This is a genomic window from Microbacterium sp. GCS4 (assembly GCF_001262495.1).
Classification (GTDB): domain Bacteria; phylum Actinomycetota; class Actinomycetes; order Actinomycetales; family Microbacteriaceae; genus Microbacterium.
This window is the reverse complement of record NZ_LGYE01000003.1, coordinates 145220-160382: the sequence shown is the minus strand read 5'-3', so window position 1 is coordinate 160382 and position 15163 is coordinate 145220. Positions and strand designations below refer to the sequence as shown.

General features: G+C 68.7%; 18 protein-coding genes. 4 read left to right on the top strand and 14 right to left on the bottom strand.

What is annotated here, in order from left to right:
- Window positions 1-23: 23 nt before the first annotated feature.
- The 3 genes from AKH00_RS12545 to AKH00_RS12535 all read right to left on the bottom strand — a co-directional run bounded on the left by AKH00_RS12545 (window position 24) and on the right by AKH00_RS12535 (window position 3381).
- A complete protein-coding gene (locus tag AKH00_RS12545) occupies window positions 24-1193 on the bottom strand; it encodes a cupin domain-containing protein (RefSeq protein WP_050723098.1) in 1170 nt (389 codons plus the stop codon).
- Window positions 1194-1223: 30 nt separating this feature from the next.
- A complete protein-coding gene (locus AKH00_RS12540) occupies window positions 1224-2204 on the bottom strand; it encodes a nuclear transport factor 2 family protein (RefSeq protein WP_050723097.1) in 981 nt (326 codons plus the stop codon).
- Window positions 2205-2379: 175 nt separating this feature from the next.
- On the bottom strand, window positions 2380-3381 hold the full coding sequence (locus tag AKH00_RS12535) for a LacI family DNA-binding transcriptional regulator (RefSeq protein ID WP_050723096.1): 1002 nt from the start codon (window positions 3379-3381) through the stop codon (window positions 2380-2382).
- Window positions 3382-3481: 100 nt separating this feature from the next.
- Between AKH00_RS12535 and hisD the strand changes: the two genes are divergently transcribed.
- The 3 genes from hisD to AKH00_RS12520 are packed head-to-tail and all read left to right on the top strand — an operon-like array spanning window position 3482 to window position 6320.
- Window positions 3482-4828: a histidinol dehydrogenase gene (hisD, locus tag AKH00_RS12530; RefSeq protein WP_050723095.1), complete on the top strand. Its 1347-nt coding sequence runs from the start codon at window positions 3482-3484 to the stop codon at window positions 4826-4828.
- Window positions 4825-5583, top strand: coding sequence for an SDR family NAD(P)-dependent oxidoreductase (locus tag AKH00_RS12525; protein ID WP_050723094.1), 759 nt, complete (start codon window positions 4825-4827; stop codon window positions 5581-5583). Before hisD ends, AKH00_RS12525 begins: the two co-directional genes overlap by 4 nt.
- Window positions 5580-6320: an HpcH/HpaI aldolase family protein gene (locus AKH00_RS12520; protein ID WP_050723093.1), complete on the top strand. Its 741-nt coding sequence runs from the start codon at window positions 5580-5582 to the stop codon at window positions 6318-6320. Before AKH00_RS12525 ends, AKH00_RS12520 begins: the two co-directional genes overlap by 4 nt.
- 113 nt (window positions 6321-6433) lie before the next feature.
- On the opposite strand, the gene AKH00_RS12515 is transcribed toward AKH00_RS12520, so the two are convergent.
- Entirely contained in the window at window positions 6434-7033 is a 600-nt protein-coding gene (locus AKH00_RS12515) for a TetR/AcrR family transcriptional regulator (RefSeq protein WP_050723092.1), read from the bottom strand.
- 114 nt (window positions 7034-7147) lie between these two features.
- Between AKH00_RS12515 and AKH00_RS12510 the strand changes: the two genes are divergently transcribed.
- On the top strand, window positions 7148-7705 hold the full coding sequence (locus tag AKH00_RS12510; protein WP_050723091.1) for a hypothetical protein: 558 nt from the start codon (window positions 7148-7150) through the stop codon (window positions 7703-7705).
- Window positions 7706-7835: 130 nt separating this feature from the next.
- Here AKH00_RS12510 and AKH00_RS12505 read toward each other — a convergent pair whose 3' ends face one another.
- From AKH00_RS12505 to AKH00_RS12460, 10 genes are all read right to left on the bottom strand, one after another.
- Window positions 7836-8552 (bottom strand): alpha/beta fold hydrolase, encoded by a 717-nt coding sequence (locus AKH00_RS12505; protein WP_050723090.1) that lies wholly within the window; start codon window positions 8550-8552, stop codon window positions 7836-7838.
- Between the two features lies 1 nt (window position 8553).
- The gene (locus tag AKH00_RS12500; RefSeq protein WP_050723089.1) at window positions 8554-9447 is read right to left on the bottom strand and encodes a carbohydrate ABC transporter permease; all 894 of its coding nucleotides are present in this window, start codon (window positions 9445-9447) and stop codon (window positions 8554-8556) included.
- Window positions 9444-10316, bottom strand: a complete 873-nt coding sequence (locus tag AKH00_RS12495; protein WP_050723088.1) for a carbohydrate ABC transporter permease — start codon at window positions 10314-10316, stop codon at window positions 9444-9446. The genes AKH00_RS12500 and AKH00_RS12495 overlap by 4 nt, the downstream gene beginning before the upstream one ends.
- A 71-nt stretch (window positions 10317-10387) precedes the next feature.
- Window positions 10388-11695 (bottom strand): ABC transporter substrate-binding protein, encoded by a 1308-nt coding sequence (locus tag AKH00_RS12490; RefSeq protein ID WP_082297601.1) that lies wholly within the window; start codon window positions 11693-11695, stop codon window positions 10388-10390.
- Window positions 11696-11789: 94 nt separating this feature from the next.
- Window positions 11790-12107 (bottom strand): ArsR/SmtB family transcription factor, encoded by a 318-nt coding sequence (locus AKH00_RS12485; RefSeq protein ID WP_050723086.1) that lies wholly within the window; start codon window positions 12105-12107, stop codon window positions 11790-11792.
- A complete protein-coding gene (locus AKH00_RS12480; protein WP_050723085.1) occupies window positions 12104-12583 on the bottom strand; it encodes an SRPBCC domain-containing protein in 480 nt (159 codons plus the stop codon). Before AKH00_RS12480 ends, AKH00_RS12485 begins: the two co-directional genes overlap by 4 nt.
- Window positions 12584-12686: 103 nt before the next feature.
- The gene (locus AKH00_RS12475; protein ID WP_050723084.1) at window positions 12687-13910 is read right to left on the bottom strand and encodes an MFS transporter; all 1224 of its coding nucleotides are present in this window, start codon (window positions 13908-13910) and stop codon (window positions 12687-12689) included.
- 65 nt (window positions 13911-13975) lie between these two features.
- Entirely contained in the window at window positions 13976-14191 is a 216-nt protein-coding gene (locus tag AKH00_RS12470; protein ID WP_152926187.1) for a hypothetical protein, read from the bottom strand.
- 71 nt (window positions 14192-14262) lie between these two features.
- The gene (locus AKH00_RS12465) at window positions 14263-14592 is read right to left on the bottom strand and encodes a DUF7882 family protein (RefSeq protein ID WP_050723082.1); all 330 of its coding nucleotides are present in this window, start codon (window positions 14590-14592) and stop codon (window positions 14263-14265) included.
- Between the two features lie 103 nt (window positions 14593-14695).
- The gene (locus AKH00_RS12460; RefSeq protein WP_050723363.1) at window positions 14696-15106 is read right to left on the bottom strand and encodes a MarR family winged helix-turn-helix transcriptional regulator; all 411 of its coding nucleotides are present in this window, start codon (window positions 15104-15106) and stop codon (window positions 14696-14698) included.
- Window positions 15107-15163 lie beyond the last annotated feature (57 nt).

Sequence of the window (15163 nt, the reverse complement as noted above, 5' to 3'; positions counted from 1 at the left end):
ACCGTCGACGACCGGAGTGTGTGTCAGTCGTCTTCCGTCGCGGTGACCATCACACCGAGCGGCGCGAGGTAGCCGTTCGGGTCGATGGTCCAATCGGCGGCGGCTGCGGCCTCGACAACCTCCGGAGCCCACTCGAGGTAGACCCGGTCGTCGCCGCCGTTGATCACGAGGACGGTGCCCGCACCGGTCTCGTCGCCCTCGACGCAGCGGTACTCGCGCCACGCGCCCTCGGGCACCGAGAAGGTGTCGCCGGCGCCGAGGTTCACGGTCGTCGACGGGTCGCCGTTGAGGGTGACCTCCCAGCGGCCGGTCTTGAAGAGCAGCGCCTGCGTCTTGTCGTGCCGGTGGCGCAGCACGCCCTGTCCCGCCTCGGCCTTGACCCAGGCGAGGTTGAACGAGTGCGGCTCGTGCACGTTCGGCACCTGGCGGCGGTTCTCGCTCATGCCGTAGCCGATCGCGGTGGCGAGCTCGACGCGACCGCCGTCGACCGCCGCGCACAGCAGCGCAGCCGCCGAGTACTTGCGGTCACCGGGCTGGATGACGCGCGAGCGCATGTCCTCGAGCGTGTAGGTCGTGAGCTCGTCGATGTAGTGCTGCTTCATCGGCTTGATGAGCGCGACGTCGTCGGGCAGCACGTCGCCCGCGACCGTGTCGATCAGCTTGTTGTCGGCGGTGAGGTGCAGCCCGTAGGACTCCGCCTCGCGGAGCACGGACGGGCCCCAGATGATGCCCCCGTTGTCGTCGCGGCCGAGGACGGTGTAGAGGATGCCGTCGTCCGGCCCCTCGTTCGTGAAACCGCGGAAGATCCAGGTGGGGATCGTGACGATGTCGCCGTCATGGCTGACGTACTCGCCCTGCTTGCCGTCGACGCCCCACCGCAACCGGAACTCGCCGCCCAGGTTGATGAAGACCTCGGCCGTGAAGTGCAGGTGCAGGTTGTTCGAGATGCCGTTCGGCATGCCCGCCGCGCCGGTGTTGAATCCGTGCTCGACCTCGAGGTTCACATACTGGCTCGCGTTCTGCGAGACACCGGCGCCGATGAAGGAGAAGTTCTCCTTGCGGTCGGAACCCGGGGTGCGGCAGTCGATGAACGCCGAGTTGCACGGCACCCAGTCGGTGCGTCGGATGGTGCGGCGCTCGATCTCGGACGCGTCGACGATGACGTCGTTCGGGCCCTCGATGACAGTGCTCATTGTCTTCTTCTCCTTGTCGATCAGTCGTGATCAGTAGATGTTGGCGAACTGCACGGGCTCGTCGCCGCGCTGTCCGGCGATCTGGGCGCGCAGGGCGATGTCGTCCCAGAGGCGCACCTCCTTGACGATGGCGCCCTTGTGGAACGTGAACTGCGAGATGCCGATCAGGTCGACGGGCTTGCCTGTGAGCGGGCCGTAGTTCGGGACGCCGTTGTACTCGCCCACGAACTTCCACAGCACCGCGACCCGGAGGCCCGCGTACCGCACGTCGTAGTTGGTCTGGATGTCGCGGATCTCGAACTGGCCGCCCGGGAAGGACTCGAGCAGGTGCAGCAGCGCCCGGCGGTAGCCCTCGGGACGGATGATCGTGCGGTCGCCGACGGTGAGCAGAGTGAGGTCGCGGTCGAAGTACTTCTCGACCTTCTGCAGGTCGCGGCCGTTCCAGACGGTCTGGATCATGTCGATGACCGTCTCGACCTCGGAGCGGTACTCGTCGGGGCGCACCCCGGAGTCGCCCTCCGCGATCGGGTCGGCGGGGGCGGCGTCGTTCCACGATCCGGTGAAGCCGCGGAAGGCCTGGGTGCGCGCCAGTTCGTCGACGTCGAGGCCACGGTGCTGTGCGCCGGCGAGCGTGTCGCGGACGACCCACTCCTCGACCATGCGTCCGCGGCGGTAGAGGCAGTTCGCGATCGTGCGGCTGACCCCGGTGGAGTGCAGGTCGCCCGAGAGCACGAGGTGCGAGCTGAGGAACGCGTCGTCGCCGCGCGCCTCCCAGATCACGTCCTCCGCCTGTCCGACGCGGTCGGGCGTCGCGGAGATGCGCATGAGCGATCCCTCGATGACCTCCTGTCGGGTCGTGGAGGTGCCCAGTCCACCGTGCACGATCGAGTCGGGCTCGTAGTTGTCCACGATGAAGCTGATCGACCGATCGACCCAGATGAGGTCGGTCACTTCGCGGATGAAGTCATCGGGGTCTTTATACGGCAGATAGGCGACCGGGTCGAGAGACACGCTTTTCACTCCTTCGAGATACGCGGCTGCGGTTCATCGGTGACCGTGCGGCGCGTTGCGGCCAGTGTATGCGTATGCACAGCTCATTGCAAGAGACGATCCAGCGCACACGGTGGACATTCCGCGCGAGCGACGGGGAACGGATGCCGAACGCGGGCGGGGCGGGAGCGTCGGCTCAGCGCGACGGCGCAGATGCCAGCGTGCGGCGCGCCACGAAGGTCGACGCGAATCCGGACATCCGGATCTCGGCGTCCGGATCCTCGATGCGCCGCACGATGAGATCGGCGGCCGCGCGGGCCATGCCGACGATGTCGTAGCCGACCGTGGCGAGGTCGATGATGGGCCAGGCCGCTTCGGGAAGGTCGTCGAAGCCGATGATCGAGAGGTCCTCCGGCACGCGCAGGCCCGCGCGATGGGCGGCGTTGAGTGCGCCGTATGCCACGACGTCGTTACCGCAGAAGAGCAGCGTGGGGCGGTCGGGGCCGGCGAGGAGCTCGGCTGCGGCCGTCTCGCCCTCCGCCGCCCCGTACGGGGTGCGGCGCACGTCGCGCTCGTCGAGCTGGAGCCCCTCGGCGGCGAGCGCCGTGCGGAGCGACGCCTCTCGCCCCTGCGCCGTACTCGTGTTGCTCGGCCCCAGCACGGCGCCCATGCGCCGATGCCCGAGCGCGACGGACGCGCGGACCGCCTCGCGGTACCCCGGCACGGAGTTCACGACCGCGGAGTCCGCATCGACGAACGATCCGATGCGGTTGAAGTAGACGAACGGGAGCCCTCGGTCGCGCAGGCGCACGGGCGCCACGGAGTCGACCGTGGTCGTCGCGAGGATCACGCCGTCGAGGCCGTTCGCGAGCAGGCGCTCGACGATCGTGTCGTTGTCGGCGGTCTCGGTGTGCAGCATGAGCTGGTAGCCGAGCGCCTCGAGCTCGCGGTGCACCGGCGCGATGATGTGCGAGTAGAACTGGTTGTCGAGATCGGTCAGCAGCAGACCGATGCGGCGGGTGCGGCCGGACGACAGCGCACGACCCGCCTCGCTGGGCACGTAGCCGAGCAGCTGCGCCGCTTCGCGGACGCGGAGCTTGGTGGCCTCGGAGACGCGGGCGTCGTCGCGCAGCGCCCTCGACACCGTCGGCTGGGACACGCCCGCCAGGCGGGCGACATCGCGACTCGTGACGACCATGTCAGGCCTCCCCCTCCATCCACCGGATTCTACTGCCCTTGACGCCGTAATGCATACGCGGTCATAATCGGAGCATACGTATGCAAAGAAAGGAAGGGCCATGCCCCTGCATCTGAAGACCGCGCCGACGAAGACGTTCGCGGACACCGCTCAGCAGGATGTCGCCGAGCGCGTCAGGGCGATCATCGGAGACATCCGCGAGAACGGCGACGCCGCCGTCCGCCGGTACGCCGAGCAGTTCGACAACTGGAGCCCCGAGTCGTACCGGCTGTCGGACGACGAGATCACGCAGATCATGGCGACCCTCGACCCGCAGGTGATCACGGACATCGAGTTCGTGCAGGCGCAGGTGCGCCGCTTCGCCCAGGCGCAGCGCGACTCGCTCGTCGACATCGAGGTCGAGACCCTGCCCGGCGTGTTCCTCGGGCAGAAGCACGTCCCCGTCCAGGCGGCCGGAGCGTACATCCCCGGGGGGAAGTACCCGCTCACCGCCTCGGCGCACATGACGATCATCACGGCCAAGGTCGCGGGCGTCCCCCGCGTCGTCGCGTGCACGCCGCCGATCCGCGGCGAGATCCCCGCGGCCACCGTCGCCGCCATGAAACTCGCGGGCGCCGATGAGATCTACATCCTCGGCGGGGTGCAGGCCGTGGCCGCCATGGCCGTCGGCACCGACACTATCCAGCCCGTCAACATGATCGCGGGTCCGGGCAACGCCTACGTCGCCGAGGCCAAGCGGCAGCTGTTCGGTGAGGTCGGCATCGACCTCTTCGCGGGTCCCACCGAGATCCTCATCGTCGCCGACGAGCACGCCGACCCGTTCTTCACCGCGGTCGACCTGCTCTCGCAGGCCGAGCACGGGCCCGACTCCCCCGCCGTGCTCGTCACGACTTCGCAGGAGCTCGGCGAGCAGGTGCTCGACTGGATCGAGCGGATCCTGCCCGGGATGCCGACGCGCGACTACGCCGGTCCCGCCTGGCGGGACTGGGGCCAGGTGATCGTGGCCGACGACCTCGACGAGGCCTACCGGATCGCCGACGACTTCGCGTTCGAGCACGTGCAGATCTTCACGCAGGAGCCTCGTGAGGCGCTCACCCGCATGCACGACTACGGCGCCCTGTTCCTCGGCGAGAACACCTGCGTCTCCTACGGCGACAAGGTCATCGGCACCAACCACGTGCTTCCCACTCTCGGCGCCGCGCGCTACACGGGCGGGCTGTGGGTCGGCAAGTACCTGCGCACCGTGACCTACCAGGAGATCCAGAACACCGACTCCTCGGCCGAGCTCGGCGCCGTGTGCGGCCGCGCCGCCCGCGTCGAGCTGTTCGAAGGGCATGCCCGCTCGGGAGACGCACGCGCCTGGCGGCACGCCGGCACGCAGTTCGACTGGATCGACGAGAGCCACGCGGCCGCCGGCACGGCTCCGGTCGGCGCGGAGTCACGATGACCGACCTCACCGGCCGCGTGGCCGTGGTGACCGGCGGCGGCAGCGGACTCGGGGCGGCCATCGCCCGGTCCCTTCACGCCGCCGGAGCCGAGGTCGTCGTGGTGGGTCGCGACACCGGCAAGCTCGACGCCGTGGTCGCCGAGCTCGGATCCCGGGCGCGCGGACTCGCGTGCGACGTGGCCGACCCGGCATCCGTCGACGCCCTGCGCGACGCCCTCGCCGGCACGGAGGTCTCGATCCTCGTGAACAACGCCGGCATCCCCGGCCCGGTCGCGGCACTCACCGACATCGACGCCGACGACTGGGACGAGGTCTTCGCGGTCAACGTGCGCGGCACGTTCCTGCTGTGCAAGGCGCTGCTTCCGGGCATGGTCGAGCGCGGCAGCGGCGACGTGATCAACGTGGCCTCCGTGTCGGGCAAGCGCCCTCTCGCGCACCGCACGCCGTACTGCGCCTCGAAGATGGCCGTGATCGGGCTCACCTCGACCCTCGCGTTCGAGGTCGGCCCGGCGGGGGTGCGCGTCAACTCGCTGTCCCCCGGTCCCGTCGAAGGGCCCCGCATGGCGCGCAACTTCCGTCTCGAAGCCGAGCGCTCCGGCGGGAGCGTCGACGAGGCCGAGCAGGCGTTCGTGTCGCGCGCGGCTCTGGGCCGCATGGTCACGGAGGAGGAGGTCGGCGCGGCCGTGATCGCAATGCTCGGGATGCCGGGGATGTGCGGCGCCGACGTCGACCTGTCGGCGGGGATGGTCGCATGACCGCCTCGCTGCGGCAGCGCGCTCGCGCGGGTGAGAAGCTGATCGGCGCGCTGTTGCGCATGCCCTCGGAGGAGCTCGTCGAGATGCTCGCGGTCGCCGGGTTCGACTTCGTGCTGATCGACTGCGAGCACGGCCCGGCCGACGTCGTGGCGCTGCGCCATCACATCGCGCTCGCGCAGGTGCACGGGGTGCCCGTCGTGGTGCGCGTGGGCGAGGGGGATCGCGGGCAGATCCTGCGGGTGCTCGACCAGGGTGCGGAGGGCATCCTCGCCCCGCACCTCGATACCGCGGAGGACGCGGCCGCACTGGTCGACGCGGCTCTCTACCCGCCGGTGGGATCGCGGGGTTTCGCGACCTACAGCCGCGCAGGGCGGTTCGGCCTCGTGCCGCCCGCCGAGCACCGGGACTCCTGGCTCGAGGACACGCTCGTGCTCGGCATGATCGAGTCCCCGCGCGGGGTCGCCGAGGCCCGCGCGATCGTCGCGACGCCGCGACTGGACGGCATCATGGTCGGCCCGGCGGATCTCGCCGCGGCATCCGGTCCCCACGATCTGCCGGTGCCCGAGGCGATCGCCGCGGTGCACGACGCGCTCGCGCAGGCGGGGTCGCTGCGTATGGACATCGTCGGCACGAAGGATGCCGCGGCCGCGGCGTTCGACGCCGGCGCCGACCTCGTGGTCTACAACCTCGCGTCCTCGCTCATGGCGCACCTGCACGGGCTGGCCGCCGCGCGCTGACCCCGTAGGGCGCTCTCCATTCGCAGGAGATCTCAGGCACGGAAGGACGTCTTTCGACATGCGCTCCTGCGGAACGTGAGGTCTCCGCCGTAACGAGCCGAGCGCGCGCTGTCTCAGCCGCGGACGGCGCCGTCCAGCACGGCGAGGAACGCCGCCTCGAGCTCTCCCGCAACGGTCTCCCCGTCGCCCAGGTAGCCGTTCACCATCGCGCCGTCGCGCAGCATCATGAGCTGCGCGGCAACGGCCTCGGCATCCGTCGCGCCCGCCTCGGCGGCGATGCCGGCGAAGTTCTCGCGCAGCCACCGCCGGTGCGCGTCGACCGCGGTCCGCACCGGGTCGTCGGCGTCGGGGAACTCGGCGGCCGCGTTGATGAAGGCGCAGCCGCGGAACTCGGGCCGACAGCTCGCGGCACCGATCCCCGCGGCGATCTCGCGGAGGGTTGCGCGCGGCTCCCCGGGGCGCGCGACGCTGCGCAGCCACGCCTGCTCGGCCTGTGACTGCTGCGCGAGATACGCGACCACGAGCTCGCCCTTGGTGCGGAAGTGCCGGTAGAACGTCACCTTCGTGATGCCGACCTGCTCGATGATCCGGTCGGCACTGGTGGCGCGGATGCCGTGCGTGTAGAACTGCGCATTCGCGGCGTCGAGGATGCGGTCGCGAGTGGCCGATCCGCGCGGGGTCCGCGCGTCGGATGCGGCGATCTCAGCGGTCATGCGGTTCTCCGGTCGGGGCGGGCCGGTTGCGCCGGCCGTGGGATCAGTCTATGGTCATCCATGTAGACGTACTAGTAACTCTACATCGACACCAACGTCTCAAGGAGCAACGACATGACCGCCACCGCCATCACCCCGTCCTTCGCGACGGCACTTCGACGCCTGTACTTCGTGCGCGCAGCGTTTGCCGTCGTCTGGGCCGTCGCCCTCATCGCGACCGCGCCGCTCGGCGGAGCGCTGCTCACCGCACTCCTGGTCATATACCCGCTGTTCGACGCCGGGGCCGTGCTGTGGCAGATGCGTGCCGCAGGAGAAGCTCGGCGGGCTCGGACGAGCCAGTGGGCGGGCGTCGTCGTCAGTGTGCTGGTCGCGCTCGCCCTCGGCATCGCATCGTCGCTGTCGGTCCCGGCCGCACTCGCGATCTGGGGCGTCTGGGCGATCGGCGCCGGCATCCCTCAGCTCATCACCGCGATCCGCAATCGACGCACCGGCGGCCAGGTCCCGCAGATGCTCAGCGGCGGTATCTCGGTATTCGCCGGCACGGCGTTCCTCATCCAGGGTCTGATGGGCGCGACCGCGATCGCCGGTGTCGGCGGCTACGCGATCGTGGGAGCCGTCTTCTTCCTCATCTCGGCGATCCGCCTCGGCATCCTGGCGAAGAAGCGCGCCTGACCGGCATCCCTCCTCTGCGCCGCGCGCAGGAGATCTCGCGCAACGAAGGATGCTCCTGCACATCCGCTCCTGCAGGACGTGCGATCTCCGTCGAATCGTGCGAGCAGCGAGCAGCGAGCAGCGAGCGCGCCTACGCCCCGACAGCCGCGGGGCGCAGCTGCTGCGACCGCCACGAGCGCACGAGGTCGCCGAACTCGTGCGGACGCTCGAGCGGCAGGAGGTGCCCCGCATCGAGCGACACGAGCCGAGCGCCGTCGACCTCGCCCACGATCTCGGTGTGGAAATGCGGCGGGCAGATCACGTCGTCGAGGCCCGACACCACGAGCGTCGGCAGCCGCAGCGCCGAGAGCCGCGACAGCAGGTCGACGCGCGTCAGCTGCATCTCGAGCTGCGCGCGCAACGTGGCCGCCCCGGTCTCCTCCCCCATGACCAGGGTGCGCTCGACGAGATCGGGCCGGTCGGCTGCCACCTCCGCGCCGAGCAGCGGTTCGATGATCTCCTGCTGCAGCGCACGCGGCGACGCTCCGGCATCCAGTCGATCGATCCACGCCCGCCAGCCGTCGCGCTGCGCCGCGGTCGGAGCCTTCGCGTTGGTCGACACCAGACACAGTCCCTCCACGCGCTCGGGTGCGGCGAGCGCGAACGCCATCGCCACGATGCCGCCCAGCGAATGCCCCACCAGCACGACCCGCGGCGGCAGCACCCGCATCAGCTCGGCGGCCTGATCCCGGAGCGCGGGACGGTCCAGCACCGGCCGGATCGTCCCGCCCTCCGTGTCGAGTCCCGTGTGCGCCCACAGGTCGCCGGTGCAGTTCATGCCCGGGAGCAGGACGAGCGGAGCCGTCACGTCAGCCCTTCACGGCACCGTCGCTGAGGCCCGCGACGAGGTACTTCTGCGCGATGAAGGCGATCACGAACACCGGAATGGTGAGCAGCATCGAGGCCGCCCCCGCCTGTTGCAGCATCGGCAGCGTCTGTCCGAGCTGCGTGGCGATGAACACCGGCACGGTCTTCGACGACGTGTCGGTGAGCACGAGCGCCGTCAGGTACTCCTGGAACGCGAACAGGAACACGAAGATGCCGGCGGTGAGGATGCCGGGACCCATCAGCGGGATCATCACGCGACGCAGCATGCCGATGCGCGTGCATCCGTCGATCATCGCCGCCTCGTCGAGCTCCCGGGGGATCTCGGCGAAGAAGTTGCGCAACAACCAGATCGTGAACGGCTGGTTGATCGCGACGAGCGCGATCGCGAGGGCGAACGTCGTGTCGTAGATACCCAGAGCGCGGCTGATGTCGTACATCGGCAGCACGACCGAGAAGCGGGGCAGCGCCCGGAAGATGAGCGCGAGCACGAGCAGCAGCGCGGACACGTAGCTGGGGAACCGGGAGAGCGCGTACGCGGCCGGGATGCCGATCACGAGCGCGATCACGGTCGAGACCACGGCGACGACGATCGTGTTGACGAGGTAGTCGGCGAAGTACGTCGTCTCCCACAGGTCGATGAACGCCTGCAGCGTCGGCTGGTAGTCCCACAGCACTGGCGGGTTGGCGAACGCCACGTCGGTGGGCTTGGTGACCGACAGGGTCATCCAGATGAACGGGCTCAACATGACGATGCAGAGCACCGCGAGCAGGATGCCGGTGATGATCGGGGGACGCTTCGGTCCCCCGCGGCGGCGCTTCGGTGCGCCGCGCGTGACGATGGCCCTCGTCGAGAGCTCGGTGGCGGTGAGACTCATCGTTCGGCCTTCGCTTCCTTGAAGATGCCCCGGATGAACGGGGTCAGCATGATGAGGATCAGGATGATGGTGAGCACGTTGATGGCGCTGCCGAGACCGAGGTTCTCGGCACCGTCGGCGAACGCCACCGAGTAGACGTAGAGCATGATCGACTCGTTGCCGATGTTCTGCGCCTGCGGCGACAGCGGGATGAGGTTGTCGAACATGCGCAGCACGTCCATGATCGTGATGAGCGTCACGAAGCCGAGCACGCCGCGGATCGTCGGGATGATCACGTTGATGTGCGTCTGGAAGCCGTTGGCGCCGTCGATCACGGCGGCCTCCTTGAGCTCGTTCGGCACACCCTGGAGCCCGGCGAGGATGATGAGCATCGCGAACGGGAGCATGTGCCACACGGTGTTGGCGATCACGAGGATGCCGTTGGGCACCTGATCGGTGAACCAGAGCACCTGCGTGCCGCCGAAGAAGCCGATCAGGCGGTTCACGACGCCGCCGAAGTTGTCGTCGAACAGCCACGAGAACGCGACGGCGCCGACGAGGTTGGGCAGCACGTACGACACCAGCATGATGCCGAGGACCAGCGGCCGGGAGGTCGTGATGCGGTTGATGCCCGTCGCGATGATGTAGCCGGCCACGAGCAGGATCGCCGTGGTGACCACCGTGACGACGACGGTGAACAGTACCGCCTTGTGGAAGCGCGGGTCGGTCAGGGCGTCGGTGAAGTTGGTCAACCCGATGAAGGTTCCCGGTGTGCCGTAGCGGACCTGCTCGAAGCTCCACTGCACCGTGCGCACCAGCGGGAGCACGAGCAGCGCCCCCATCACCAGCAGGCTCGGGAAGAAGAGCAACCAGAACTCGCGTGCCTTCATAAGCGTCCTCCCTTGGACGGACTGTGGCCTGAACTCGCGCTCAGGCCACAGTCATGACGTCGGTGCGTCGGTCAGCCGGCGATCTTCTCGCCGGCGGCCTGCATCTGGGCGAGTCCCTCGTCGACCGAGATCTGGCCGTTCAGGACCGAGACCAGGATGGGCCGGATCTCGTTGGTGATGTCGGCGATCACGGGCGACACGATCGGCGGCATGGCGCTGGCGATCGAGTCGTTCGCCGCGGCGCCGTACGGGGAGTTCTTCTCCGTGACCATTCCCTCACGAGCCGGGTAGGCGGCGGGGACCGATGCCTCGGACGCGTCCTCGCTGACGGCGGAGGCCATCATCTGGAACAGCATGTCATGGTCGAGCTTCGTGTTGAACGGGATCGACCAACCGTCGATCGACAGACGGTTGTAGGAGTACTCGGCGTCGGCGGTGACCTTGGGAGCCCCGGCGAATCCGAACGAGTCAGCGAACTTCGAGTTGGAGTCGAGCGTCAGGTCGAACATGCGACCCGAGAACATGATCGACATAGCCGCGGTGCCGTTGAACATCTGCTGCTGCACCTTGGGCTGGTCGAACGTGGTGACCTGCGGGTCCATGTAGGGCTTGAGCGACAGCATCCCCTCGACGGCCTGCTTGGCCTCGGGTCCGTCGAGCGTGACCTCGCCGTCGGCCGTGACGAAGTCGGCGCCGAGGGAGTTCATGGCTCCCTGGAAGCCGGTGGTGACGTCGGCGGTCGCGAGCCAGGGCAGCGCGATCGGGTAGTCCATGAGGCCGGCGCCCTTGATCGCCTCGGCGGCGTCGATCATCTCGTCGAACGTGGTGGGGGCCTCGAGACCCAGGTCCTCGAAGATGTCGGTGCGGTACGCGAGCACGAACATCTGCGCCTGCATCGGCACCGCGTAGATGTCGCCGTCGTACGACATGCCCTCGATCATCGACTGGCTGATGTCGCCGAGACCGTAGTCGTCGGCGTACTTGTCCCAGAGGTCGTCGAGGGGGACGAGCTTGCCCTCCTCGCCGAAGCCGGGGATCACGAAGCCGTAGGTCTCGATGATGTCGTAGGTGCCGGTGTCGCCCGCGAGCGTGGCGGTCGTCTTGGTCACCTGGCCGCCGAAGTCGATCGGGTCGTGCTTGAGAGTCACGTCGTCGTTCGAACAACTCGACACCATGGTGTCGGTGAACGGGTCGATCGCGGAGGAGTTGTAGGCGAGGACGTTGACCGTCGTCTTGCCTTCAGGTGCCGTGTAGTCGCACGTCACCGTGGTCGAGTTCGCGTTGTCTGTGCGGGTACCGGCGCCGCAGCTGGTGAGGGCGACGATGCCCACGGCTGCGAGTGCGAGTACCGGCAGTGCTCGGTGCTGTGAATGTCCCATGTCGCTGATGGTATACGTATGCAGTCGACTTAGGGAAGCCTATATTCGAGGAATTGATACGGATTGAATACGTATACGTCGTGAGCCTTCGTGGTCAGAGGTTCTCCGCGATCTCCTTGATGGCGGCGAGACGGCGATCCCAGGCGCGGCCGATCTCGTCGAGGCGCTGCGCGGTGGCCGAGAGCTCCGCCCCGATCACGCGGAATCGCACCTCACGGCCGACGCGCACCGGCTCGACCAGGCCCACCTCCTGCAGGACGGAAAGGTGCTTCGCGATGGCCTGGCGACTCACCGGCATCCGTATCGCGAGAGCGGATGCCGAGGCGTCCGCCCTCCCGAGCTCGGCGAGGATCGCCCAGCGGGTCTCGTCGGCGAGCGCCGACAGCGTGGGCAGGAGCGTGTCGGCGCTCACGCCTCGGCCTCCACGAGGGCGACGAGCTTGTCGAGCTCCTCGTCCCATCCGGTGCGGTGGTACTCCATGTTGACCGCCGGGTCGCTCGTGCGCTCGAATCCGCTCTCGACGACGGTCAGGAGGGTGCCGTCGTCGACCGCCTCGAGCGTGAACTCGACGAGCGTCGAGGTCTCCTCGTCGAGCACGGCGGGTCGATGGCCGAGAGCGTCGTCATTGCTCCACCGGTAGACGATGCGCCGCGGCTCGTCGACGCTCTCGACGCGCAGCGGGATCACGTCACCGGGGCCGAAGGTCATCGAGCCGATCGCGCCGGCGCCCGCGCGGTCGAGCTCGAGCGTGCCGAACCACTGCGACACGTGCTCGGGTTCCGCGACCGCACGCCAGACCTTCTCGACGGATGCGCCGATGCGGATGCTGCGGCGGACCACGAACGCCTCCGCGTCGATGACGGATGCGTCTTCTCGGATGTCAGCCATGATCGTGCTCCCTTTCGATTCGTGTGCAACTCCAGAATTGCACGTAGTCGCGAATACTGCAATCTGCAAGTTGCACGTTGCTCCGAGCAACACGGAGGTGGGGCTAAGCGCGGGGCTTGCGCCCCTCGAGCACGCCGGCCAGGAGCACCGCGACGAGCGCCGCAGCGGGAGCGACGATCAGGCCCGCGCGCAGACTCTCGTGCTCGGCGATGAATCCCACGAACGGCGGTGAGAGGAGGAACCCGAGACGCAGGAGCCACGAGACCATGGTGAGGCCGACGCCCGACCGTAGACCCGGGAGCTCGTCGGCCGCGTGCATCGCGGCCGGGATCAGCGTTGCGATGCCGAACCCCACCGCGGCGAACCCGGCGATCGTGCCGGGAACGCTGGGGAAGAGCAGCGCGAGTCCCATGCCGACCGCGGCGATCAGACCGCCGACGCGTGCGACCGCCCGTTGCCCGAACCGGTCGGTCATGCCGTCGCCGAGCATCCGCCCGATGAACTGCGCTCCCACCAGCGCGATGAAGCCGAGCGGAGCCACGGCGGCAGCGGCACCCAGCGACTCGCCCAGATACAGGGTCGCCCAGGAGTTGCCCGCATCCTCGGCGACCGCGCCGGCCATGGCGATGAGCGTCAGCGCGATCACCGCGAACACCACGCGCGGGCCCACGCCTCGGCGCACGGCCTTCTCGATCTCCGCGGGTTCTGCCGTGGCCTCGGCATCCGCCTCCTCATCACGCCCGGGGAGGCAGAAGAACAGCGAGGTGAGCGCCACAGCGGCGAAGACCGCGGTGGAGATTCCGAGATGCACGGCGAGCGGGAGCTGCAGCGCGATCGCCACGGCCGCCATGCCGCCGCCGAGCACGGCGCCGATCGACCAGATCGCGTGGAAGGAGTTGATGATGGAGCGCCCGTACCGACGCTGGACGCGCAGGCCGTGTGCGTTCTGCCCGACGTCGGTGATCGCATCGAAGGCGCCGCCGAGTAGCAGCGCTGCGGCGAACAGGATGCCGGTCGGCGCGAGCGCCGCAGCGAGCAGAGAGACCCCCACACCGACCGTGCCGATCACCGCGACGCGCGCCGAGCCGAATCGACGGATCAGCACGGCGGCGAGGAGTCCGGCGGCGATGGCCCCCGCGGGGAAGGCCGCGATCGCGATCCCGTAGCCGACGTTGTCGAGGCCGAGCTGGGACTTGATCTCGGGGTACCGCGGCAGGAGGTTGGCGAACAGCGCACCGTTCGTCAGGAACAACGCACTCACGGCGATGCGCGCACGTCGCGCCGCTCGATCGGGAGCAGCGCGTCGAATCGTTTCGGCGGACGTCATGCGTACGATCGTACACGCATCGGATGCGCCCCGATTCCGGCATCCGCCGCCGTGACGATCACGGATCAGCGCGAAGGAGTATCCGCCTCCGCGGCCGCGTCCGCGCGCGGGCCGTCGACCACCGCGATCACCGCGGCCTTCGCCTCATCGAGATCGCGGAACGACCCGACGAACTCGGAGTGCGGGCCGAACGCCGTGTAGCCCTGCGTCGGCGCTCCGCTGATCGACCCGAGGAATCGTCTCCGGTCATTGCCCACGAAGAACCCGGGATCGACTTCCACCCAGAGGCCTCGCGGGGCCGACGCGACGCGGGTGCGCGCGCCGAGTCCGATCCTTCTCGACATCGTCGGGCTCAGGCGCTCATCGCGTGCAGCACGGGAGCCGCGCCGAACTCGGACGAGAACTCGTCGCGCGTGAGGTCGAGGCCTGCGGACGAACTGGCGGCGTTCATCATCTTCACGAGCAGCGCCCGGTCGACGGGGGCCTCGGCATCAAGCACGAAGCGCAGCGGGATCGCCGCCTGGATCCAGAGCGTCTCGACCGCACCGCCCGTCGTGGGGATCGTCAGGGCGAAGGACTCGTTGCGTCGCAGCTTGGTCAGCGTGACGACTCGGACATGCGCGAGGATCTCATCCTCGACGTCGATAGGTGCTCCGCCGTTGCCGTAGGTCAGGTGTCCCATGATCTCTCTCCCATCCAGAAAGAATCGCTTAGGAGATAGATTACTAGGTTACCTAGTTAAATGCCACTCCACGGATCGAAGCTGGACGAAGGTCAAGAATTCCTCAGGGGAGATCGTCGATCTCTTCGGCGAGTCGACGGAGGAACCTGACGATGACCTCGGTCTGCTCGGGAGTGAACTCGCTCGCGAGTCCCTCGAGGCGCTGCGTCATGTCGTCGGCCGGCGCATGCAGATCGCGCAGCGTCGGACGCACTACCTTCGATCTCGCGTCGGCGGGGTGCGCGGTGACGACGACCTGGCCGCGTTCCTGCAGTCGACGCAGCACGCTCGTGATCGCCGCGGTGCTCACGCCGAGGTGCCCCGCGAGGCCACCGGGCGTCGCCGGCGCATGATCCGGCGCATCGGCGATGAAGCGCATCGCCTCGCGATCGGTGTCGTTGGGTTCACGCCGCGACGACAGCCGCCGTGCGAGCTGCGACTCCGATCGGCGCAACTGCTCGATCCGCTCGATCATCTCCCGCGTCTCTGTAGAGGTTCCGTCCGCGATCCGCGGATGCACGGTCGCCCGTGC

Bases quoted from the DNA above. Each gene is read 5' to 3' on its own strand.
- AKH00_RS12515 (WP_050723092.1), bottom strand. From the start codon at position 7,033: ATGACCGCTGAGATCGCCGCATCCGACGCGCGGACCCCGCGCGGATCG.
- AKH00_RS12525 (WP_050723094.1), top strand. From the start codon at position 4,825: ATGACCGACCTCACCGGCCGCGTGGCCGTGGTGACCGGCGGCGGCAGC.
- AKH00_RS12535 (WP_050723096.1), bottom strand. From the start codon at position 3,381: ATGGTCGTCACGAGTCGCGATGTCGCCCGCCTGGCGGGCGTGTCCCAG.
- AKH00_RS12545 (WP_050723098.1), bottom strand. From the start codon at position 1,193: ATGAGCACTGTCATCGAGGGCCCGAACGACGTCATCGTCGACGCGTCC.
- AKH00_RS12480 (WP_050723085.1), bottom strand. From the start codon at position 12,583: ATGGCTGACATCCGAGAAGACGCATCCGTCATCGACGCGGAGGCGTTC.
- AKH00_RS12510 (WP_050723091.1), top strand. From the start codon at position 7,148: ATGACCGCCACCGCCATCACCCCGTCCTTCGCGACGGCACTTCGACGC.
- AKH00_RS12475 (WP_050723084.1), bottom strand. From the start codon at position 13,910: ATGACGTCCGCCGAAACGATTCGACGCGCTGCTCCCGATCGAGCGGCG.
- AKH00_RS12460 (WP_050723363.1), bottom strand. From the start codon at position 15,106: ATGATCGAGCGGATCGAGCAGTTGCGCCGATCGGAGTCGCAGCTCGCA.
- AKH00_RS12465 (WP_050723082.1), bottom strand. From the start codon at position 14,592: ATGGGACACCTGACCTACGGCAACGGCGGAGCACCTATCGACGTCGAG.
- hisD (WP_050723095.1), top strand. From the start codon at position 3,482: ATGCCCCTGCATCTGAAGACCGCGCCGACGAAGACGTTCGCGGACACC.
- AKH00_RS12500 (WP_050723089.1), bottom strand. From the start codon at position 9,447: ATGAGTCTCACCGCCACCGAGCTCTCGACGAGGGCCATCGTCACGCGC.
- AKH00_RS12495 (WP_050723088.1), bottom strand. From the start codon at position 10,316: ATGAAGGCACGCGAGTTCTGGTTGCTCTTCTTCCCGAGCCTGCTGGTG.
- AKH00_RS12520 (WP_050723093.1), top strand. From the start codon at position 5,580: ATGACCGCCTCGCTGCGGCAGCGCGCTCGCGCGGGTGAGAAGCTGATC.
- AKH00_RS12490 (WP_082297601.1), bottom strand. From the start codon at position 11,695: ATGGGACATTCACAGCACCGAGCACTGCCGGTACTCGCACTCGCAGCC.